Consider the following 23,411-nt stretch of genomic DNA (forward strand, 5'->3'; position numbering starts at 1 on the left):
AATCCATCCTAATTATCCCCTCTTGAGAGGGGTGGATCCGCCGGAGGCATTTATGCCGCAGGCGGAGACGGGGTGTGTTATCCAATCTGCTTTACACACCCCCAAGTCCCCTCTCGAGAGGGGACTTTGGACGGGTGACCTACGTCTTCAGACATTGGAAATATTAAATGAGTATGGATTTTTTATATAAATTTCTCATACCGATACATGGTTTTATCCCCGCGAACATGGGATAATCCTCGTTTTCCCCGAAATCGGTATGCACTAGGTCCTCGGTTTCGACCACCTCGAAACCGGCCGCCCGTAACGCCTCCGGCCAGAAGGCCAGGGGAAAAATCCCGAACACATGCCGATCATACTCAATCTCGGTCTTTCCCTCGCGGCGAATAATATAGATAAAAACGCTCTCATACACCGAATCATCGGGGTCGGCATCATGGCAGTTCTCGATAAACGTAATCGCCGTTCCGTCTTTTTCCGAGGTGAACCCTTTGACCCGGTTCTGAATATAATGCTCCTTCCACTCCTCGGCGAAAGTGATCACCAGTCCGCCCGGCCGAAGGTGCTCATAAGCCGTCACCAGCGCCGCTATCAGGTCATTGGGGGTAAGCATATAATTGACGGCATCATGAATCACGACCGGACTTAATATCACTCCCGCACAAACCAGTCCCGGCTTTTTCGCTCCGGGACCCGAAGCGGCAGTTTCTCCGGGTAACCCAGCGGCGTGACCGTGGCGACATAATGCTCCTTCGGGATTTGAAGCCTCTCCTTGATATCCTCCCGGTCCATGGCCGCGATCCAGCATGTCCCCAGCCCCTGGGTCCAGGCCGCCAGCATGAAATGGTACGCCGCGATACACCCGTCCTGCTCCGGCCGTTTGGTCAGCGATGAATCGGCGCAGATAGCCACCGCCATCGGCGACCCGGCAATCGGTCCAGTGCTCGACCCGCGCCGCTCCGATAACCATTCGATCGTCCCGCGGTCACGGATCAGCCGGAAATAGTACCCCTGGGTATTCAACGCTGTCGGTGCATACCGGCAGATTTCCAGAACCTTCGCCAGCACCTCATCGGGGATCGGACTCGGTTTGAATTTCCTGACCGACCGCCGGGTCACCAGAAGTTCTTCACCGTCATAGTACCCGGCCGTCCGGTGATTGAAATACTGGAATTCCAGACTCCTTCCCTCCGGATCACGGGCAAAAAACTGGTAGATGCCGTACTTCTCGTTATCGACCGGCCCCGAAACGGCGATATCTTTCAGCTTTTCATAATATCGGTCGACCTGCTCCCGGATCTCGAAAAAGAAAGTCAGCATCCCCTCCCGCTCGATCCGGTCGCGGTCACAAAACCCGAACAGCATATTCCCGTGCTTCAGGATAACACAATCGGCCTGCTCCAGCCACACCGTGCATCCGATCCGCCCGGTATAAAATTCCTTCAGTTGTTTCAGCATCCCGGTCTTAAAAAAGAATATCCCGCTCATCGTTTCCTCCGCTCATTCCTGCTTTCCGATAGTCTCGTCGATCGCCACTGCAATATAAATCAGACCGTCCGGAAACCGGCTGCATTGCTCGTACCCGGTCATGGTCACCAGAAAACGCCCCCGGGTAAAATTGAGATAATAGCCCTCCAGCGATGATTTATCCCCCAGTCCGGGAATCGTCCCGGTATCATCGGTTTTCTCACCGTATATTCCGGCCGCCGCCGAGAAATCGGTCATTTCGAAAATTTCCACGATTATCCGCGTATCGAGAAAATCGCGGTACTCGCATGTCACGACCTGCTTGAAACCGTACTTAAGATACAAATCCGCCCCGCCGTCGATATATAAGTACAAGTCTTCGCCGACATATACTTCCGCCGTATCGACCCTGCTCCAGCCCGGAACGGCATCATCGCCCGGCAGATATTTAATCAGCGGATTAACCGCCTTCTCTTTATCACTGGTACAATTTAGAACTGCCAAGGCCGCTGTCATTGAAAGGATTGCCAGTATAATATAATAGGCTTTTTTATTCACAAGTATTCCTTCCTGCTTGATAAAGATCCCGCGATTGATTTTCCTGGTCATACCTGTCCTCCGAATTTCCGGTTTACTCCAATATACGCCGGTCCCGCAAAATTGTCATTTATTTTAAAAGAGAAGATTATTACAGCAATCGAAAGAGCTGCTTTTTCAGGATTTAATTTATGATTCTAATTTCGACCCGGCCATTTTCACTCCGGCGCCTTCGGCTCGACCATCACCAGTTTCTCCCGCTCCACCGTCACCAGCCCCGGTTTAGCCTTGCGCGGTTTACGGACATATTTCTTCTGCGTATATATCACCGGCACCGTCTTGGAATTACGCGCTTTGGAATGGTACGCCGCGATCGCCGCTGTTTCCGCGATCTCACCTTTCGATGGTACAAAATTCTTATCCGGGAATTTCATCACCACATGCGATCCCGGGCATTGCGAGGTGTGGAACCACAGCTCGTATGGTTTGGCGTAGCCAAAGGTAGTGCTGTCGTTATCGGCCCCGTCCCTCCCCACAAAAATCGTCACCCCGCTGGAGAGCGTGTAATCCTTGTACGGTAACCGCACCACCGGAATCCTCCGCTCTGCCGCCGCCGGGATAATCCCCGCCAGCTCCGCCTCGTATTTCAGTACCGCCTCGTTATAACTCGTCTCGATCTCGGTGTACATCACCTGCGCCGCCTCCAGCTCCCGTTTGGCGATCTCCAGCCGCCGCTTGAGCAAATCCAGGGCGTCTTTGCCTTTGCGGTATTTTTTGAAATATACCTCGGCATTCTGGGCTGGACTTAACGATGGATCAAGCTCGATCACGATCGGCTTACCGCTTCCGTAAACATCGATCAGCTCGGCGTAATCGCTCCCCTTCTCGATCTTGGGAATATATATCTGGATCAACTCGGCGTACTTCCGATACTGCTCGAAATTCCCCGCCGACTCGAAATCCTCCTCAACTTTCCTGATCTTCCGCATCAACTTCTTGATATGCCGCTCCACCGCCGTTATTACCGTCTGCATCTGGCTGGCTTCGCTCCGTTCCGCCCGTCTGGTCCGGATGGCCGTGTAAACCGCAAACGACAGCGACTTGCACTTAACCCCTTCCTCGCCGCAGATACGCAGCTTAAATGGGTAGGCCAGGTTGCCGGTTTCGTGCGCGAAAAAATAACCGCTCGAGTAATCATCGAAAAATCCGCTGATCCGCTTGATTTTTCCTTCCAGCACTTCCAACTGCTCATCTTTCAGGGCGCAGGCCGCTTCACCATGTTCCATCCCGGCCCGTTCCAGAATCTCGTCGGTCAACACCTTATCAAGTCCCAGAATATTTTTGCGGATAGTATTCTCTACCGATTGATCCGACCGGCGGAATAATTCGATCAGATGCCGCAATTCCAGTTCCCGAGGATTAAGTTTATCCGGCGCCGGCGGCGGGGTATAAACCTCCCCCGGCTCGAATTTTTTGTTCCGCAGGGTTGCCATAATTTTATCATTGGCATCCAGAAGCCAGAAATTACCGTTGGGACCGATCGCCTCGACCACAATCGTAAACCGCTCGCCCTCTTTCTCGAGAATAATCCTGAAGATCCGGTCGAAATCGTACTGCGCCACCTCGACCACGACCCCTTCAAGGGCCGGCTGGAAAAACGGCCACGGTTTTTCTGATGTTTCCATCTGCACTTTACCCCGGGGAATCATAAATGCCCCGAAGGCCTGCGGGTGGTAGACCAGTCCCAGGGCCAATGTGGCTTTATCGTTCTTGAAATGGAGATAGGCCTCGCGCTGTTTTTTATAAAACTCGGCCTCTTTAAACGATGCCCCGATGATATTGGCTTTTAATTCCGCCACCAGAGAATGTATGTGCAACGCTGTCTGCATAGTCTGTATATAACTACCGATTTTATCGCCTCAAAAACAACAAAAATTCCGCAAAACTCGCCTCAAACAATAACCTCTTGAATCCCTGTAAGTTAAAAACCGGTGGCCCACGTCTTCAACCGAGCAGGTCTCAGAGCCTTGCGCTCCTGACTATTTTCTTCTACTTTGAGCTCCGGTGGCGCACCCCTTGGGGTGCGGGCCTGTTCCCCATCACTGATTTTATGGGTGGCAGATGCTCTCGTCCGCCAGCCGTAATCTCCCTGTCATCCCTGAAAAAAAGCCTTTCTTTCCCGAAAAAAGTCCGTCATTCCCGACCCGATCGGGAATCCATCTTCATCCCCTCTCGAGAGGGGTGGATCCGCCGCAGGCGGAGACGGGGTGTGTTATCCAATCCGCTTTACACACCCCTGAATCCCCTCTCAAGAGGGGACCTTAAACATTTTCCTGGGCGGCAACCCCCCGTTTTCCCCACCGCATCCCTGAAAAAAAGCCTTTCTTTCCAGAAAAAAGTCCGTCATTCCCGACCCGATCGGGAATCCATCTTCCACCCCTCTCGAGAGGGGTGGATCTGCCGCAGGCGGAGACGGGGTGTGTTATCCAATCCGCTTTACACACCCCTGAATCCCCTCTCAAGAGGAGACTTTGAACATTTTCCTGGGCGGCAACCCCCCGTTTTCCCCACCGCATCACCCTTAATCCATACCCTTCCCCGATTTGTATGAATACCCATACCTCCCGTATGCACCGGACAAAAATCACACCACTTATATACCAAATCCCACAAGAAACTTTTTTACTGATAAAACGAACCCATTTTCAAAAAATTTCCCAAAAGATGAAACGAACCCATTTCCCTCCCCCATCCCCCATCTGCCCCACAAAAAAACCGCCGGGTCAATGCCCGGCGGCGAACCTGATATTCCAATTTTCCCGGCGCTTATTTCTTGCCGTACTTGGCGATACCCTCTTTATACAAATTGCCGCCATGACAATCCAGCGCCACGATCACCGGAAACTCCTTGACCGTCAGTTTCCTGATCGCCTCGGCCCCGAGATCCTCATAGGCCACTATTTCGGCCGCCGTGATGGCCTTCGAGATCAACGCCCCGGCCCCTCCGACCGCCGCGAAATAAACCGCCTTGTGCTTTTTCATGGCCTCGACCACCTCCGGCCCCATCTCGCCCTTGCCGATCATCCCTTTCTGCCCGGCCGCGATAATTTTCGGGGTGTAGGCGTTCATGCGGTACGAGGTCGTCGGTCCGGCCGATCCGATTGCCTGACCCGGCTTGGCCGGGGTCGGCCCGACAAAATAAATAATCTGCCCGGTCACATCGAACGGCAGTTTTTCGCCCTTCTCGATCAGTTCCACCAGCCGCTTGTGGGCGGCATCACGGGCCGTGTAAATCGTCCCGGTGATCAAAACATTGTCGCCGACCTTCAAATCCTCAACCACCTTATCGGTCAGCGGGGGGGTGATTTTTTTCTTTTCCGACATGGTTTTATCTCCAGCTTCAATTATTCACGGTTACAGAACTATCTCTTTATGCCGCGCCGCATGGCACTGGGTATTGACCGCCACCGGCAACGAGGCGATATGGCACGGATGCACCTCGACATGCACATCAAGAGCCGTCGTGGTCCCGCCCAGCCCCTGCGGGCCGATCCCCAGCTTATTGATTTTATCGAGCAGTTCCAGTTCCAGGTCGGCGTAGAATTTGTTCGGGTGACGGTTTCCCACCTCGCGCAACAGCGCCTTCTTGGCCAGGTAGGCGCATTTTTCGAATGTTCCGCCGATCCCGACCCCGATTATCACCGGGGGACAGGGATTACCCCCGCTTCGGAGAACCCGGTCGATCACGAAACTCTTGACCCCTTCAATACCGTCCGATGGTTTCATCATCCGCACCTCGGACATATTCTCCGAACCGCCCCCCTTGGGCGCGATAATGATTTTCATTTTATCGCCCGGGACGATTTCGGTGTTAATGATGGCCGGAGTATTGTCGCCGGTATTCTTCCGCTCGATCGGGTCGCCCAGAACCGACTTGCGCAAAAACCCGTCTTTATAACCCTGTCGGACACCCTCATTAAGCGCCGCAGCGTAATCGCCGCCGACTATATGCACCTCCTGTCCCAGCTCCACAAAAAGAACCGCGTAACCCGTATCCTGGCACATCGGCGCCTTTTCATCATGGGCAATCCGGGCGTTTTCGATAATCTGGTCGAGAATATCCCGCCCCACCGGCGATTCCTCGTGCCCGCGCGCTTTCTTGAGTGCCGCCACCACATCCTCGCCCAGGTCGGTCGCGGCGTTCATCACCAGCTCCCGCACCGCTTCAGTTATCCTATCAGTCCTGATCTCACGCATCTTGTTTCTCCAGCTGAACCGTTTAATTTAAACTCTTCCTTATACCGTCAATTTCGCGAAGAGTTTTGTCGATTTTTAATCCTTGCTTTATTCAGGTTATGGAAAATAGCCAATTGCCGCCCGAATGTCAACATAGCCGAAATTCGATTGGGCATTTTAAATATACCGATAGTATCTTCTTCCCCCCGCGACCGGAAACGATTATATTGGGCCATGCCATACGCTGGAGAATTCGCCGCCCTGGGAACGGCCTTTCTGTGGTCGTTCACCTCGATCTTTTTTACCTCGGCCAGCCGACGAATCGGCTCCTATTATCTCAATAAATACCGCATCCCCTTCGCCGCCGTTTTCCTGGCCGTCACACTGCTGATTTTAACCGGCCGTCTTTTTCCCGAGGGGATCAGCAATACCTCGTATTACTATCTTATCGCCAGCGGCATTATCGGTCTCTCGCTGGGCGATCTCTGCCTGTTTTCAGCCTTCATAATTTTGGGGACCCGGTTGACCCTGCTGATCTTCGCCGCCTCGCCCATCATCACCGCCCTGATTGCCTGGATTATGCTCGGTGAGACTCTCGGCTTCTATGCCATCACCGGGATTGCAGTAACCATCTCCGGGATTGCCTGGGTAACTGCCGAACGGCAGATAAAAAACAATACTTCCGACCGGCCCTCATCCTCGAAAACCCTGGGCATCTTTCTGGCCCTGGGCGGGGCCGTCGGGCAAGCTATCGGGCTGGTTTTGGCCAAAGCCGGGATGGGCGAAAGTGTCGATCCCCTTCCGGCCACTTTCATCCGCATGGTTTCCGCCGCCGCGGCCATCTGGCTTTATGGCCTTTTCCGGGGCGATACCATCGGGACAATACAAAAAGCCCGCGATTATCGGGCTCTCCTTCTCGCCGCCGGAGGGGCCGTCTGCGGCCCGTTCCTGGGGGTCTGGCTTTCGCTCGTGGCCGTTCGCCACACCGAAACCGGGATCGCCGCCGCCATCATGGCCACCGTGCCGGTCCTGGTTATCCCCCTGGTGATTTTCATCTACCATGAAAAAGTCTCCTTCCGGGCCGTCTTCGGAGCCATCATAACTGTCGGCGGAGTGATGTTGCTGTTTATCTCCTGACACCGGTATTCATCAAATTAATGTCCGATTTTTCTCTTTTTAGTTTTTGACGATTACGTTTTCCGGCCGTCCCTTTGTATGTAACGAGGGATATGTATTCTCTAACAAGGGACGCTATCATGATAATCTACAGGAAGGCCCTCCCGGCCGTTGTTGTAATATGCCTGCTTGGGGCGGGAATCGCCGAAGTTGCTGGCCGGGAATTGTACGAACCATCGGGCACGATCGCCGCCAAAATCGGCTCCGACGTACCCTATACCGAAGTCGCCGTCCATAATATCGGCAAGCTGGGAATTGCCATCTCCAACCGTGGCAATTTCGGGACCGGTTTTATCGGGGATGTGGTCGATCCGGTCACCGGCGAAGCGGCGCCGTCGGGCAATTACCCGTACCCCGGTAATCTCCAGTATCATTATTCGGGATGTTTCTGGGTCGGGGCGGTGGTCGGTCGTGACACCCTGGTTTCGGTCGGCGCCGATGGCTGGCACCCTATTATGGAAATGTGGCCCGATCCGTATCCGAAAGGCGAAATTATTCGCCGTTCCATCTCCGATGAAGATGATACCGCGGCTGTTTCCGAACAGGATTTCATCGCCATTTATACCGACACTCTCACCAATCCCTCCTATGTAGCTTCGGATGATTTCGAGGGTCGCCCGCATCACCCCCTTAACATTGAAATTACTCAGAAAAGTTATGCCTGGAGTTACAGCTACGCCGAGGATTTTACCCTCTTTGATTATGAGATCAAGAATATCGGTCGCAGGAATTTGGAAAAGGTGTATATGGGAATCTACGTCGATGGGGACGTCCACTACCAGGGAGCCACCAGCGGATTCAAAGACGATATCAGCGGCTTTAAGGAGTCAGTTCCGGCGCCTGAGGGATGCGGTTTTCTGGATACCATCAGGATCGCCTATATCGCCGATAACAATGGCCGGGATGATGACAACCAGGGTTGTCCGACCACCTTCGACTTCACATCTGTGACCGGGGTCAGAGTGGTTCGGACTCCCAGCGATTCGCTGAAATTTTCCTATAACTGGTGGATATCCAATGGCGAAGATCCTCAGGATGATTTCGGCCCGCGCAAGGTCGGAACACCCAACGATCCGTTCCGGGATTTCGGCGGCTTTTTGGGAACCCCCATGGGCGATAAAAACAAGTACTATATCATGCGCCATGTGGAATTCGATTACGATCAGCTTTTCACCGCTCTTGATCATTCCGCCGATGGCTGGTTACCGCCGCCGGCCGCCGCCGCCGTTTATGCCAAAGGCTATGATACTCGCTATCTGCTCTCTTTCGGGCCTTTTGATATCAATCCCGGTGAGGTTTTACCGATTTCTTTTGCCTATGTGGCCGCAGAAGATTTCCACACCGACTGCGATGCCTATCAACGGCTATTCAGTCCCTATCATCCTGAAGATTATTATGACCAGCTGGGATTTGAGGATTTCGGACTTAACGCGCGCTGGGCGGATTGGATATATGATAACCCCGGAGTGGATACCGACGGCGACGGACTTGATTCCGGTTTATATCGAATTTGCGCCATGGAATCGATTCTTGTTTACGACACCATTGTGACCGATACCGGTATAATAATCGAAAAACATTATGAATATACGCTGGCCGACACCATGTGGTATAAAGGCGACGGGGTTCCCGATTTCCGGGGCGCTTCCCCCCCGCCTCCACCGGATTTTAAAATTTATCCCCGGATCGATGAATACCACCGGGGGGAATTTACCCTTCGCTGGAACGGATTCAGGACCGAAACAGCAAAAGATGTATTCAGCCAAAAAATCGATTTTGAGGGTTACCGGGTGTACTTCTCGGTTTCACCCATGATCAGTGAATTCGTTCTGCTCTCTTCATTCGATATACAAGATTACAATAAATACACCTGGAATTCCTCCCGGCGACTCTGGGAACTTCGCGATCCGCCTTTTAGTATCGATTCGCTCCGGGAACTGTATGGTCCCGGTTTCAGCCCGGAATATTATCACCGGGATAATCCCTTTTACTGGATCGACTCGGTTTTCTATTTTATCAGCCAGGACTGGAATCAATCCGATCTCCGGGATACCACCTGCATATATAAATTGTACCCCGATGAACCCCCGCCCACCGTCCTCAATCTCGATTCGGCGGCCGCCAATCACCCCGAGGAGTTGACCGAGGAGGGGCAATTCAAATATTTCGAATATGCCTATAAGATTCCCAGTTTACTTCCATCACAATTGTATTACGTATCCATCACGGCCTTCGATTATGGCGCTCCGTCGAGCGGTTTGCAGGCGCTCGAGAGCAGGATATCACTGAATATGATTTCCGAATACGCCCAGAATCAAACCAGCCTGGTGGAACAAGAGCAACTTGAAGTTATTGTCTACCCCAATCCCTATCGGAATGACGGTGAGTACCGCAGGAACGGTTTTGAAGGCCGCGGCCATGGTGATCTTCCGGATGACCGGGTTCGGACCATCCATTTTACCAACCTGCCCCACAAATGCACCATTCGAATATTTTCCATCGATGGCGATCTTATCAGGGAAATCGATCATGACTATCCGCTTGATGATCCCAAGAGCATGCATGATACTTGGGATGTAATCACCCGCAATACCCAGCCTCCGGCTTCAGGTATTTACTATTACTCGGTCGAATCGGAATATGGCAGTCAATTGGGGAAAATAGTTTTGATAATGTAAAACCTCTCACAGTCAGTGCCGTGGTTTGAACGAAGCCGCTTCACGATATGTTCAAAAGGACCCTGGAACAGCCCGTTTTGAACGCCGGAAGCGGCTTTTTTATACCGGGCTTTTGACTGGGTACTCAAGCTCATTGACAACGCTGATAAAATGAGCTATTAATATACTATAGCCGGACGGTAACCTGTCGAGCGTAATATGAAAAAGAGTTATGCCGGAAACCATATATTTATTATAATCCTGGTGTCTGTCTTGATGATTGTTGGAAACTCCCGGGGGCGCGCTCTTTATCAATCTGATTCCCGGCCGGTTCCGGTCGCGAAAGTGAATGCCGATGCCCCATATGTCATGTTCACCATTCACGATATCAATAAACTCGGTGTGACTATTACCAACATGGGTAGTATCGGGACCGGGTATATAGGCGAGGAGGTCACTGGATCCTCGGCTCCATCGTGCAATTACCCCTATCCGACCAATCTCAAATACATGTTTGCCGGGACTTTTTGGATCGGGGCGGTGGTTGGCCGCGATACACTGGTTTCGGTCGGAGCTGATGGCTGGCAGCTCACCCGTGAAATGTGGCCCGATCCATATCCCCGCGGGGAAATTGAATCCCATTCCATTATCGATCCCGAGGATGAGGAGGCGCTTTCGGAGCAGGATTTCATCGCCATTTACACCGATACCGTGACCAATCCCGGCTATGTTAGTATTGATCCTACCGATGGCCGCCCGCATCGCCCTCTCAATATTGAAATCACCCAGCGTTCCTACGGCTGGAGTTATTCTTATGCTGAGGATTTTATCCTCTTCGACTATTCCATCAAGAATATTGGCCGGCATGAGCTCGACCAGATCTATATGGGATTATATCTCGACGCCGAGGTAACGCCGTCCAGCGGCAATTATGATGATTTCACTGATGATATTTGCGGATTCAGACGCTATGTCGATTCGCATCAGGGATGTGGTTTTATCGATACCATCAATGTGGCTTGGGTGACCGACAACGATGGCCGCCCCGGAGTTCCTCAACCCTGCTCCTCAGGATTCGAGCTCACCTCGGTCCTCGGGATGCGGGTGGTTCGGACGCCATCGGACTCACTGAAATATTCCTTCAACTGGTGGATATCGAATCCCGATGCTTCGCTTGATTTCGGTCCCAGGATGGCCGGAACCCCTGTTGATCCCTTCCGTGACTTCGGCGGTTTTCTCGGCACGCCCGAGGGAGATAAAAACAAATATTATGTCATGCGCCATACGGAATTCGATTACGATCAGCTTTTCAGCGCCATGGACCATACCGCCGCGGGCTGGTTGCCGCCCTCGCCCGATGCCGCCAATTTCGCCGATGGTTATGATACCCGCTTTTTACTGTCATTCGGACCCTTTACCATAAGTCCCGGTGAAATCCTGCCGGTCAGTTTTGCCCTGGTGGCCGGAGCCGATTTCCATACCCGCTGCGAAGCGTTTGACGAGCTATTTAAAACCAACCCGACTCAGGCGGATCGCTATTACGATTATCTCAATTTCAGCGAACTGGGGAAAAACGCCATGTGGGCCTCGTGGATATATGACAACCCCGGTGTCGATACGGATGGTGATGGCGAAAATTTCGGTAAATATCGTATTTGCGCCTATGAATCAACTCTGGTTTTCGATACCATAGAATATGAACCGGAAATTGTAATCGAAACCAGCCTAGTTTATCTTCAGGCGGATACTCTCTGGTATGAGGGCGACGGTGTCCCGGATTTCAGGGGCGCATCGCCTCCCCCGGCACCTGTCCTGAGAATCCAACCTCGGATCGACGAATTTAACCAGGGAGAACTCAAAATCCTATGGAATGGATTCCTCTCGGAAACCACCAAAGATGTTTTCAGTAGCCAGGTCGATTTTGAGGGTTATCGGGTGTATATGTCATTATCCAACCTGGCCCGTGATTACATTGTCCTCTGCTCTTTTGATCTCCAGGATTACAATAAATATGTCTGGAACAGCCACCGCAGTCTTTGGGAATTGCTTGATCCGCCGTTTACTATCGATTCTCTGAAGGAGCTTTATCCGAATATCGGTGACCACCCGGAATATTATGGTCGCGACAACATTTTCCACTGGATGGATTCGGCTTTCTATTTCGCGGCTCAGGATTGGAATCAATCGGATCTTTCCGATAATCGGTATATTCACAAGATGTACCCCGATCAGCCGCCGCCGACCACTCTTAACCTCGACTCCGTGGCTGTTTATTATCCCGAGGAATTGACCGAAGAGGGTTACTTTAAATATTATGAGTACGAATATATTATCGATAGACTCCTGCCCTCCCGGCTCTATTATGTTTCGGTGACGGCCTTTGACTATGGTGCCCCGGCCAGCGGTCTGGAATCACTGGAAACAAATCCCGGGACCAACGCTGTCGCCGAGTATGCTCAGAATCGAACCAGCCTGGTCGAGAGCCAGGGCCTCGATGTCATCGTATATCCCAATCCATACCGGATTGACGGGCAATATCGAGCCCTGGGTTTTGAAGGCCGCGGCCAGGATAATGCGCCGGATGATCGGGTGCGGGCAATTCATTTTACCAACCTGCCGCATAAATGCACTATCCGCATTTTCTCCATCGATGGCGACCTGATCCGTGAAATCGTACATGATTACCCGCTTGATGATCCACAGAGTATGCATGATAAATGGGATGTCATCACCCGTAACACCCAGGCTCCGGTCTCGGGGATATACTATTATTCAGTGGAATCGGAGTATGGTAGCCAGCTGGGAAAGATTGTGCTCATCATGTAGCATTTACAGCCATTATCAGTTGTCCCGGAATGTTTATTCTTCATTCCGGTGGAAATAATATCAATAAAAAACCCGTGTCGTTTATGATACGGGTTTTCTTTTTTTGTGTCCGATTATCGCCTGGAAATTATTCCTCGACCGAAATAAATTTCTTATCGCGGCCTTTCTGATGATAACGCACGACGCCGGTGATTTTGGCATAAAGAGTGTCATCTTTGCCGCGACCGACATTGAGTCCAGGGTGGAATTTGGTCCCACATTGGCGGACAAGAATCGAACCGGCCGGAACGGCTTCGCCCGAAAAAACTTTTATGCCGCGCCGCTGACCATGACTATCGCGGCCATTGCGGGAGGAACCAACACCTTTTTTGTGAGCCATAATGCTACTCCGTATCTCAAACTATTTTTTTCAAAACTAAGGCCCGGCTTTCACCGGGCCTGATATTATAATAAGAATCCCGAAAAAATCAAGCCTTTTATTTGGTCACCTTCTCCGGTTTTTCGTCATTGACCGGTTTTTCATTGAAACTGAAAATCAGTTTCTGCTCATCAGCCCCAATCTTCAGATCGCAATCACCGGCATACTGACCCCGCAAAAGCTCCTCGGCCAGCGGGTCTTCCAGATATTTCTGGATAGCACGGCGTAGCGGTCGGGCTCCCAGCATCGGCTCATACCCTTTGCCTGCCAAAAAGTTACGACCATCGTCGGTGAGCGTGAAACTGATGCCCTTGTCGGCCAATCGCTTGGCAACATCCTCCAGCAAAATATCGACAATCTGCTTGATATGATCGAGAGTCAGCGAATGGAATACAACCGTCTCATCGATCCGGTTGAGCAGTTCCGGGTTGAATATTTTCTTGAGTTCCTCGGTAACTTTTTTCTTCATCGAATCATGCGATTCATCGGCCTCAGTCGATCCGAAACCAACCGTCTTACCGTCGCGAATCCGTCGCGTTCCGATATTGGAAGTCATAATGACCACGGTATTGCGAAAATCAACCTTGCGCCCGAAAGAATCGGTCAAAGAACCATCATCCATCAACTGGAGCAGGATATTGAAAACGTCCGGATGGGCTTTCTCGATTTCATCGAGAAGAACCACGGAGTAGGGCCGGCGACGAACCTTTTCGGTCAGCTGTCCGCCCTCTTCATAACCGACATATCCGGGAGGAGCACCAATCAAACGAGAAACCGCGAATTTTTCCATATATTCGGACATATCGATCCTGATTAACGATTCGGCATCCTCGAACAGGAATTCGGCCAGGGCACGCGCCAGTTCGGTTTTTCCAACCCCGGTGGGGCCAAGGAAAATAAATGATCCGATCGGGCGCCGCGGATCGGCCAGGCCGGCACGGGCACGCCTGATGGAGCGAGTGATAGTGGCAATAGCCTCATCCTGCCCCACAATTTTCTTCCTCAGTTCTTCCTCCATCCGGAGCAGGCGCTTGGATTCTTTTTCTTCGAGCCGGAAAAGCGGGATACCGGTCATTTGCGAAACGACCTGCGAGATATCATCTTCCTGAAGAACGACACGCTCTTTTTCCCGTTTTTCCTCCCACTCCTTCTTCATTTCCTGAAGACGTTCTTTTTTGAATTTCAGTTCATCGCGAAGTTGAGCGGCGGTTTCGAACGCCTGATTTTTAACGGCCTTTTCCTTTTCCTCCTGAAGAGAAGTGATTTCATTCTCGATCTCGGCAAATTCCTTCGGCTTGGCATAGGTCGCCAGATGAGCCCGACTGCCCGCCTCGTCGATTACATCGATGGCTTTATCAGGCTGGAAACGCCCGCTGATATAGCGATTGGATAGCTTCACCGCCGACTCGATGGCTTCATCGGAAATAGTCAGCTTATGATGCTCTTCGTATTTGGGGCGAAGCCCTTTAAGGATATGAACGGTGTTTTCCACCGACGGTTGTTCCACCATAACGGTCTGGAAACGGCGGTCCAGCGCTCCATCTTTCTCGATATATTTTCGATATTCGTTCAATGTGGTGGCACCGATACACTGCAACTCGCCACGGGAGAGAGCCGGTTTAAAAATATTACTGGCATCAAGTGATCCCTCGGCTCCGCCGGCCCCGACGATGGTATGTAATTCATCGATGAAAATGATAACATCTTTGGAATTGATAATTTCTGTCATGACGGCCTTGAGGCGTTCCTCGAACTGGCCGCGGTATTTGGTACCGGCCACCAGGGAAGCCATATCAAGCGTAACCAGACGCCGGTTTTCCAGGTTTTGCGGGACCTTCCCCTCGACAATCCGCTGGGCCAAACCTTCGGCTATGGCGGTTTTGCCGACACCGGGTTCACCTATCAAAACCGGGTTGTTTTTCTTGCGGCGCGACAGAATCTGGCTGACCCGCTCGATTTCATTGTTACGACCGATAATAGGATCAAGCCGTCCGCGGCGGGCCAGTTCGGTCAGGTCGCGGCCATAGTGATCCAGAGCCGGAGTCTTGGATTTTTTGCGTTTCCGCTTGAAAGATGAAGGCTTGCCGCTCTGAACGTTTTTCAACTCTTCATAAACTTCTTTATAGTCTATCTCATACATCGAGAGAACCTGCGCGGCCACACCCTCTTCATCTTTGAGAAGAGCCAGCAGGATATGCTCGGTATCGATATCTTTGGATTTAAGAGCCCGGGCTTCCTGCCCGGAAACTTCCAATGTCTTCTTGGCCCGGGCGGTCAACGGCACCTGGCCCATGGTCATGGTTCCACCCGAGGGCTGAACGACTTCCTCGATCGAAGCTTTCAAATCCTGGGGTTCCAATCCCAGATTGGTGATGATTTCGATAGCTCGGCCGTCACCCAGTCGAATCAGTCCCAGCAGGAGATGCTCGGTCCCGATATAATCATGACGAAGCCGAGCCGCTTCATCCCTGGCATACTCGATGGCTTTCCGGGCTAATTCCGTAAACATCTCGTTCATTTTATATACCTTTCAGTTATGGTCTCCGCTAAAACGATATATGATAATCATAATATCATGTCTTTAATTTAAGTCTCTCTCTGACGATCTCTGCTCTTAAAGCATCACGTTGATCGGATGGCATCTCCTCGCCATAGTACTTCTGAAGATGCGCCGGTTGCGACAGAAGCAGAAGTTCATTAATCAGACCTATATCGATTGAATCAATAATTTTCATTGCCACACCCAAACGCAGGGCAGATAACATATTCATCACTTCTTCCGAAGTCAGCACCCGGGCGTACTGCAGGATACCATAAGCCCGCCAGATTTTATCCTCAATCTGATCGGAGGCCTCTTCCATTAAGCGCCCCCGGGCTTGCTCCTCTTCTTTAATTATCAAACGAGTAACCTTGCCAATCAGTTCCAATGTTTCCGCCTCGGAAACGCCCAGAGTATTCTGGTTGGAAACCTGTACCAAATTACCCAGAACATCGGTTCCTTCGCCGTAAAAACCGCGCACAACTACACCCATCTGAGTGATTTTCGGAATAACCCGGTCGATCTCCTTGGTAATCACCAACCCCGGCAGATGTATCAGCACCGAGGCCCGCATCCCGGTTCCGACGTTGGTCGGACAGGCTGTCAGAAAACCGAAATCGGGATCATAGTCGAACTCCAGAAGTGAACCGATCTCATTATCGTATTTTATGGCTGTCTCGAATGGTTCTTTCTGATTCAGTCCGGAGGAAAGAGCCTGTATCCGCAGGTGATCTTCCTCATTAATCATAATCGAGACTTTTTCATCATCACTGATAAATAAAGCCTGGGCGGTATCGTCGCTCATAAATCGCGGGGAAACCAGATGACGTTCAACCAGGAAATCGCGATCAAGGGCGGTCAATTGATTGGCATGATAAACCTTACCGTGCGATAGTATATTGGAGCGGGTAATGGCCGATTCAAAATAGCCAATGATTTTTTCCTTTGTATCCGCATGAGCCGCGGACGGAAAGGCGCAACCGGCGATATTTCTGGCCAGGCGGACCCGTGATGAAAGGACCACCATATTCTCATCGCCTTTACCGGACAACCAGCCCGTCAGACTTTTGGCCATATCTTCAAACATAGTCCTCAATTTTTATCCTCGGATACCAGATGAGCCTTTCTAACGGCCTTTAATTTATCCCGTAAATCGGCCGCCCGCTCAAAATCTTCAGCCTTTATGGCTTTCTTTAATTCCGTTTCAAGTCTTTCTTCTTCACGAATCGGCAGAGTTTGATCGGCCGATGAAACCGGTAACTTGCCTTTATGAAGCGAAGAACCATGGATTTTACGCATTATCATTTCCAGCCTGGGCCGAAAAGCCTGATAACATTGACCGCAGCCGAATCTTCCCTGCCGCGCAAATTCCTCGAAAGTCAAGCCGCATCCCTCGCATTTCAGATCCGGCATGTCACCCTTCTGCTCTGGGAATTGTTGCTGAATCAAACCGGCCAGGATATCGGACAGAGGAAAAGCAACATTATCCAGGGGCGAATGAAAGCCTCTCTTGGCGGCACATTCCTTGCACAGAGACAGGACAAGCTTTTCGTTGTTGACGATTTGCGTCAGATGGACCGTCGCCTGTTCCTTCTTACAATCCTGACAAAGCATAATTTATTCCCAATCTTTTTCGACCCCGCTTAAAAGGCCATTTTCCAATTTGACGATTCTTCGACAGCTTCCGGCTAAATCTTTGTTGTGCGTGGCAATAAGGAAAGTTATTCCGCGCTTTTGACTCAGATCGCTCAAAAGACTGTGCAATCTTTCTCCGTTCTTTATATCCAGGTTTCCCGAAGGCTCATCGGCAATCACAATTGCCGGATTATTGACCAGAGCGCGCGCCACGGCCACGCGTTGCTGTTCACCTCCGGATAATTGCCTGGGCCGGTGCCTGATCCTACTGCTTAAACCAACATCAGCCAGAAGTTGTTCCGCATCTGATGTGGCCTCGGCCATAGTGCGTCCGGCAATCAATGACGGCATCATAACGTTTTCAAGCGCCGTAAAGTCCTCAAGGAGATGATGTTGCTGAAAGATAAAACCGACATTATGATTACGGAAACGGGCCAGATCGCTTTCCGTTTTCGATCCGAATTCCTCATCTTTAATCCTGACCGAGCCACTGGTCGGACGGTCAAGACCTCCCAGAATATGCATCAGGGTTGATTTGCCGACCCCCGATTCCCCAATCACAGCTACCATCTCACCAAAGGCTACATCAAGATTAATACCCTGAAGAACTTTAAGGGTTCCTTCGGCAGTTTCAAAATTCCGGCAGATGCCCCTTGCGACCAGGAGGGGATTGTTATTGGCCGTTTCCAATCAATAAGCTCCCATATATCCCAACGTCACTATTTAAGTATATAACTATTTTCGCCAGAATCGTCAAATTATTTAGCTAAGCCGCCTATATTCATCAACTTATTATTGCCGGATGACATCGATTACCGATTGGCGAGAGGCTCTTATGGCCGGATAGAGAGCGGCCAGAAAACAAATTACAATAGTTACCAGGCCGGCCAGAATAAAATCCACCAGGTGAACTTCAACCGGAAGATAATCAATAAAATACAACTCGCTGGGAAGTGAAATGACGGCGTATTCATTCTGTATCCAGGAGGCCGCCAGAGCCAGTGACCAACCGCATATAATCCCAATAGCACCTATCACCAGACCATTCATGACAAAAATACGCCGGATTGAGGCGGTAGTGGAACCGATGGTCTTTAAGATACCGATTTCAGCCCTTTTTTCCATGGCAAGCATGACCAGGGTTGAAATAATCGAGAAAGCCGCCACCAGGACAATTAAAATGAATCCTATAAAAAGGACTTTCTTTTCCAGGGCAATCCAAGAGAAAAGATTTTTGTGAAGCACATTCCAGGGCACAATATCATATTTAAAACCCAGGATTTCCCGAATCCGTGGGGCGACCTGGTCGGCCAGATAAATATCTGTCAATTTGAGATGGATGGCGGTGACTTCATTGTTCATCTGAAACAGATGCTGGGCGGAGACCAGAGAAATATAGGCCAGTTGCTCATCAAACTCGTACATCCCGGTTTCGAAAATCCCGGTGATATAAAATTTGGAAACCCGGGGTCGCGTTGCGCGGCGAAGATCATCGCCGCGCAATGAATAAAGCACCACCGGATCACCTATCGTGACCCCAAGACGATTCCTCAAACCCTCCCCGATTATCATACCTGATGCATTTTCGGACGAATCCATAAGAGCGATATCAAAGGAGTATTCACCGAGGATAATGTCGTCAGCAATATTGGCGGTTCGCTTTTCTTTCTCGAGATCGATTCCCCGTACTACAATCCCATCACCGGCCGTTTCCGATGAAATGGCCGCCTTATAATATATAAAGGGTGATGCGGCAATAACCTGGTCGACCTTTTCAACCTGGGTAATAATATTATCATATTCACTGATGGTCATCACATTGCGCGGGAAAATGGTTATGTGAGATGTGGTTCCCAGAAGACGACTGCGAAGTTCGGTTTCGAAACCGTTATGCATCGACATGACAAAACAGACCACCGCCACACCAAGAGTAATACCTAGAGTTGTGATCCAGGTCGATACTGACGTGAAAAAGCGACCGGATTTCAGATACCGGCCGGCAATAAAACGCTCATATCGCATGCCTTATATAGTCATGATTGGTGATGATTGGCAATGATAAACTATCGGGACGGCCGATATTTATTCTTCAGGGCTTTCTCGACCGGCAACGGTACCAGGGTATGAACATCACCCTCATTGGAAGCAACATCTTTGACAATGGTGGATGACAGATAAACCCAGGACAGGGCCGGCATTAAAAAAACCGTTTCCACGGAGCGAGCCATTTTCCGGTTCATCAGGGCCATCTGAAATTCATATTCAAAATCGGAAACCGCCCGAAGGCCCCTGATTATGGCGCAGGCCTTCTGTTTTCGGGCCAGATCGGCCAGCAGACCGTCAAACTGGATGACCTCGATATACCGGCTTTTCTTCAGGCTTTCTTTAACCAGAGCGAATCGTTCATCGTGGGTAAACAGCGGATTTTTTCCCGCATTCAGGGCCACCGCCACAATCAATCGGTCAAACAATTTTACCGCCCGTTCTATCAAAGAAATATGGCCGTTGGTGATGGGATCGAAAGTCCCGGGATAGATGGCGATTCTCTCATTATGGCGTTTCATTGTGGGCATAAAAGGACACCTCGGTTTGGCCGAATTTTCTTTGCTTCAACCGAACCAGACCGGGCGCGGTCTCTGCCGCCCGGCCGTATTTATGTTCAATGATAAGGATTCCCTGGGGACTAAGCAAGTTATATTGCACAATCATTTCTATAACTTCAATCGGTGCTACCAGATCATATGGCGGGTCGGCAAAAATAAGATCGAACCGCGTTTTATGTTCGGACAGAATTTTCCCTGCCTCCCGGTAATCGGATTCGATAACTCGCTCGGTTAAACCCAGGGACTTGAGATTACGTCGAATCATCTCAGCCGGTTTATGGTTAGCCTCGACAAAAACCGCCGAGACAGCCCCGCGGGAAATGGCATCAATCCCAAGTGCCCCGGATCCGGCGAACAGGTCCAGGACCCTTGCCTGCTCAATATCATTCATGAGGATATTAAAAACGGCCTGGCGAGTTTTATCAGAGGTTGGCCGGGTGGCCATCCCCGGAATCCCATAGATTATCCTCCCCCGAAATATGCCACCAGTGATTCTCATTGGTCACTCAACCATCAGGCCGAGGGCCACCAAAAATTTTCCGGCCTGTTCGCCTGATGATTCCGAAAACAGCTCCTTTTTTATAACTGGCAATACGGCTCGAACTCCCATTGCCTCCCCCAGCTTTTCGACCAGATTCTGATTGGTCCGCTCACCGGTAATAACCAGCATCGATAGAGGCAGGGAATGAAAAGTTCGATCCAGAGCCATTCGGCGGTACTGCAGGGTTGCCACCAAATCCAGTAAAAAAGCCTTCGACAGGTTCCCCCCGTTATTGACTGAGGCGGGATCAGCCATCACTGCCCCGATCTCAACCGGATAATCATCGCGAAGGAAACAAAAGGAAGCAAGATTACTACTGATGTCGACCAGACCGATTAATTGTCCCCCTTCGCGGCGACAGAAATGCCGGTAGCCGGCGGCCAGGGCCCAAGAGCGCAGTTTAAATCCTGTCGGGCGGGCCAAAACCTCCTTCAGAAAATCGATCCGTTTATCGACGGCATCACGGTTATAGGCAATCGCCAGCCGTTCCGACGATCCCTCACGACCGAAAGATTCCAGATAATAATGGCTTTGATCGATCAGAAGCGAACTGGATAATTCAAAAACCGCCAGTTTCCCGGGATTTAAACCATAGTCGGAAACAATATTTATTCGTTTGATTACCGATTCATTTTCCGGGATGGCCAGAAACAATTCACCATCGGATTCGATCAAATCGGGCCGAAGTTGTTCGGAAGGAATTGCCAGAAGCGCCTCGACCCTTTCCCTACCGTGGGCATATGTCTGGCTTGCCAGACTGACCATTCCATCGGAAAAATCAATCCCGTATTTTTTTCCCTTCAGAGTTACCACGGGCGGACCTCGATATAATCCCGGAGCTTTTCAAAGGAGGAGTAACCAATGCCCTTAATTTTCATTATGTCTTCCGGTTTTTGAAATCGGGCGGTATCGCGATAGGATATAATTCTCGATGCCAGAACCGGGCCGATACCCGGCAGAAGCTCCAGAGAATCGGCCGGAGAAGAATTCAAATCGATTCTGATAATCGGGCGATAGCGCTGATCATTATCACCGAGCGTCACTGAAAATTTCAGCCGGCTTTCATCCACTTCGGAATAATCACGCAGAAATGAATAAACCGACAGGATTATGAGCATTCCTGAAAGGAAAATCACGACACGCAATTGAGGTGTCGAAAAATTAAAAAATCGGTTCATCAAATTAACAAAAAAGAGACATAATTACCCGGTCAATATATATATCTTCCGCCAAAAAGCAACTATCTTCAGGATTCAAAATTATTGACCCGGCGGTACACCCATGACTCGTTAAGGTGATTGTGTTTTGGATTCAGCAAATGCAGAATGCGGTCCACCAGCGATGGGGTTGAATTAAAAACTGCCTCCACTGGCCCGTAGTACCGTGAAAGCGAATCGAGATGGTCGGCCAGACTATCATCGGTGAAAATAACGAAATAATCGGGTTGGTCGGCAGTGAACATATTTTCGTAAATCCGCGTCAATTCCGGCCAGCTGTCAATCTTAAAATAACGCGGCCTCTTAAAACCGGCATAACTGATGGCGATATATCGCTTTCTTTCGGTTCGATCCACCAGGATGTTGTTTATGTTTTTCTGATGACCGAGATAGACAAACGGTTCGACCATTCCCTTGTGGGCATAATTAAGAGTAAATAAAGGCAGAAGAATCAGGTTGATGGCCAGGGCCAGACCCGCCGATATTTTGAAAATTCTCCGATTCAATGGCCGGCAGTGGCCGGAACCCAGCCAGTTATGCAAACCGATTACACCAAGAATGACAATCAACGGGAAAATCGGAATCATGAAACGCTCTTCCTTGTGGGCAATGGCGCTGTGAATCAGGAAAAATGAGGCCGCGGCGGAAAATACAATGATATTGTCCAGAATTACCTTCTTGCGAAAGAGGCTGAAGATGAAATAGAGCGAAAAGGGTGGAATGAAGATACCCAGTATCAATCCGGCAAAAGTATAAAACGGATGCGGCAACGGCGGATTTTTGGTGACATGAAGAAACGAGTTAAAAATGTTAATGGTCGAACGCCCGAAGCTTCCCTGATAAATGATATCGAGACTTGCGGCAAAAACCAGCATCATGACACATCCGGCGCAAAAATACACGGCCGGCCTGATATTCCGCGCCATAAACCAGATCGCCAACGGGACCGGCAACACCGCCAGCCCGGTATTGAATCGAATCATCCAGCACAACACCCCCAGAATCCCGGACAGAACCAGATATTGCCCATTATTTTCTTTGACTCCAACGTATGCCAGGAACAGGCAGGGTACCAGCAAATCTCCCGAAACCATTTCGACCAGATTGCGAACCGCCAGATACGGCATCAGGAAATACCCCCCTATTATTAACCCCGTTACAAGAGCGGCCGTGTCGCTGCCAGTAACACAATGGACATATTTGAAACCGAAATAGACCATGAGCATCGACAACAGAGCATGCGCCAGACGAATGAAATACATCATGGAATCCAGTTGCTCAACGCCGATCGCCTTCAGGACGTACATCATACTGTAATTGAACATGGTATAAAGGGGCGAACGACCGACATCGGTCCCCTTCATGGCATTCCAGCGAATGACGCCTTCCTCGTTGATAAGACCTCGTTGAAGACCATCATAAGCAATCTGAACCGTTTCAAAATGATCATCATTGGCCATAAAGCCCCGGGAATAACCGACCGCCACCAGGCGAAGAATCCCGGCAACCATCATGCAAAATAGAAGGGGGTGATTTTTTATCAACCGAAACAGAGTCCG

Annotated in this window: 20 protein-coding genes; 3 read left to right on the forward strand and 17 right to left on the reverse strand. The window is 50.5% G+C overall.

Translation table 11 applies throughout. The features are described 5' to 3' along the window. Positions 1-163: 163 nt before the first annotated feature. From JXQ28_08460 to JXQ28_08485, 6 genes are all read right to left on the reverse strand, one after another. The gene (locus JXQ28_08460; GenBank protein ID MBN2277761.1) at positions 164-655 is read right to left on the reverse strand and encodes a hypothetical protein; all 492 of its coding nucleotides are present in this window, start codon (positions 653-655) and stop codon (positions 164-166) included. After that, a complete protein-coding gene (locus tag JXQ28_08465; protein ID MBN2277762.1) occupies positions 652-1,488 on the reverse strand; it encodes a nitroreductase family protein in 837 nt (278 codons plus the stop codon). Before JXQ28_08465 ends, JXQ28_08460 begins: the two co-directional genes overlap by 4 nt. A gap of 12 nt (positions 1,489-1,500) precedes the next feature. Next, positions 1,501-2,076 carry a hypothetical protein gene (locus JXQ28_08470; protein ID MBN2277763.1) on the reverse strand — a complete coding sequence of 192 codons (576 nt, stop codon included), beginning with the start codon at positions 2,074-2,076 and terminating at the stop codon, positions 1,501-1,503. A gap of 146 nt (positions 2,077-2,222) precedes the next feature. Then, positions 2,223-3,881 (reverse strand): NFACT family protein, encoded by a 1,659-nt coding sequence (locus JXQ28_08475; protein ID MBN2277764.1) that lies wholly within the window; start codon positions 3,879-3,881, stop codon positions 2,223-2,225. 949 nt (positions 3,882-4,830) lie between these two features. Then, on the reverse strand, positions 4,831-5,388 hold the full coding sequence (locus tag JXQ28_08480) for a Fe-S-containing hydro-lyase (GenBank protein MBN2277765.1): 558 nt from the start codon (positions 5,386-5,388) through the stop codon (positions 4,831-4,833). 30 nt (positions 5,389-5,418) lie between these two features. Further along, positions 5,419-6,261 carry a fumarate hydratase gene (locus tag JXQ28_08485; GenBank protein ID MBN2277766.1) on the reverse strand — a complete coding sequence of 281 codons (843 nt, stop codon included), beginning with the start codon at positions 6,259-6,261 and terminating at the stop codon, positions 5,419-5,421. A gap of 213 nt (positions 6,262-6,474) precedes the next feature. Between JXQ28_08485 and JXQ28_08490 the strand changes: the two genes are divergently transcribed. From JXQ28_08490 to JXQ28_08500, 3 genes are all read left to right on the forward strand, one after another. Further along, positions 6,475-7,377, forward strand: coding sequence for a DMT family transporter (locus tag JXQ28_08490; GenBank protein MBN2277767.1), 903 nt, complete (start codon positions 6,475-6,477; stop codon positions 7,375-7,377). A 119-nt stretch (positions 7,378-7,496) separates the two neighbouring features. After that, a complete protein-coding gene (locus tag JXQ28_08495) occupies positions 7,497-10,094 on the forward strand; it encodes a hypothetical protein (protein MBN2277768.1) in 2,598 nt (865 codons plus the stop codon). Between the two features lie 255 nt (positions 10,095-10,349). After that, entirely contained in the window at positions 10,350-12,899 is a 2,550-nt protein-coding gene (locus JXQ28_08500; protein ID MBN2277769.1) for a hypothetical protein, read from the forward strand. Positions 12,900-13,026: 127 nt separating this feature from the next. Here JXQ28_08500 and rpmA read toward each other — a convergent pair whose 3' ends face one another. The 11 genes from rpmA to JXQ28_08555 form a co-directional block, all read right to left on the reverse strand. Next, positions 13,027-13,278 (reverse strand): 50S ribosomal protein L27, encoded by a 252-nt coding sequence (rpmA, locus tag JXQ28_08505; GenBank protein ID MBN2277770.1) that lies wholly within the window; start codon positions 13,276-13,278, stop codon positions 13,027-13,029. A gap of 97 nt (positions 13,279-13,375) precedes the next feature. Beyond that, the gene (locus tag JXQ28_08510) at positions 13,376-15,835 is read right to left on the reverse strand and encodes an ATP-dependent Clp protease ATP-binding subunit (protein ID MBN2277771.1); all 2,460 of its coding nucleotides are present in this window, start codon (positions 15,833-15,835) and stop codon (positions 13,376-13,378) included. A 55-nt stretch (positions 15,836-15,890) separates the two neighbouring features. Beyond that, complete coding sequence (locus JXQ28_08515; protein ID MBN2277772.1) at positions 15,891-16,943, reverse strand: protein arginine kinase; 1,053 nt, start codon at positions 16,941-16,943, stop codon at positions 15,891-15,893. A gap of 5 nt (positions 16,944-16,948) precedes the next feature. Further along, positions 16,949-17,470 carry a UvrB/UvrC motif-containing protein gene (locus tag JXQ28_08520; protein ID MBN2277773.1) on the reverse strand — a complete coding sequence of 174 codons (522 nt, stop codon included), beginning with the start codon at positions 17,468-17,470 and terminating at the stop codon, positions 16,949-16,951. Between the two features lie 3 nt (positions 17,471-17,473). After that, a complete protein-coding gene (locus tag JXQ28_08525; GenBank protein MBN2277774.1) occupies positions 17,474-18,181 on the reverse strand; it encodes an ABC transporter ATP-binding protein in 708 nt (235 codons plus the stop codon). Positions 18,182-18,283: 102 nt separating this feature from the next. Further along, positions 18,284-19,513 carry an ABC transporter permease gene (locus JXQ28_08530; GenBank protein MBN2277775.1) on the reverse strand — a complete coding sequence of 410 codons (1,230 nt, stop codon included), beginning with the start codon at positions 19,511-19,513 and terminating at the stop codon, positions 18,284-18,286. A gap of 41 nt (positions 19,514-19,554) precedes the next feature. Further along, positions 19,555-20,055: a pantetheine-phosphate adenylyltransferase gene (gene coaD, locus JXQ28_08535; GenBank protein ID MBN2277776.1), complete on the reverse strand. Its 501-nt coding sequence runs from the start codon at positions 20,053-20,055 to the stop codon at positions 19,555-19,557. Continuing rightward, positions 20,042-20,593, reverse strand: a complete 552-nt coding sequence (gene rsmD, locus JXQ28_08540) for a 16S rRNA (guanine(966)-N(2))-methyltransferase RsmD (protein ID MBN2277777.1) — start codon at positions 20,591-20,593, stop codon at positions 20,042-20,044. The genes coaD and rsmD overlap by 14 nt, the downstream gene beginning before the upstream one ends. 3 nt (positions 20,594-20,596) lie before the next feature. After that, entirely contained in the window at positions 20,597-21,448 is an 852-nt protein-coding gene (locus tag JXQ28_08545) for a hypothetical protein (protein ID MBN2277778.1), read from the reverse strand. After that, positions 21,442-21,813 carry a helix-hairpin-helix domain-containing protein gene (locus tag JXQ28_08550; protein ID MBN2277779.1) on the reverse strand — a complete coding sequence of 124 codons (372 nt, stop codon included), beginning with the start codon at positions 21,811-21,813 and terminating at the stop codon, positions 21,442-21,444. Before JXQ28_08550 ends, JXQ28_08545 begins: the two co-directional genes overlap by 7 nt. 68 nt (positions 21,814-21,881) lie before the next feature. Further along, positions 21,882-23,396 (reverse strand): glycosyltransferase family 39 protein, encoded by a 1,515-nt coding sequence (locus tag JXQ28_08555; GenBank protein MBN2277780.1) that lies wholly within the window; start codon positions 23,394-23,396, stop codon positions 21,882-21,884. Between the last annotated feature and the right edge of the window lie 15 nt (positions 23,397-23,411).

It is taken from the genome of Candidatus Zixiibacteriota bacterium, assembly GCA_016933955.1.
Taxonomy (GTDB): Bacteria; Zixibacteria; MSB-5A5; order GN15; family PGXB01; genus JAFGTT01.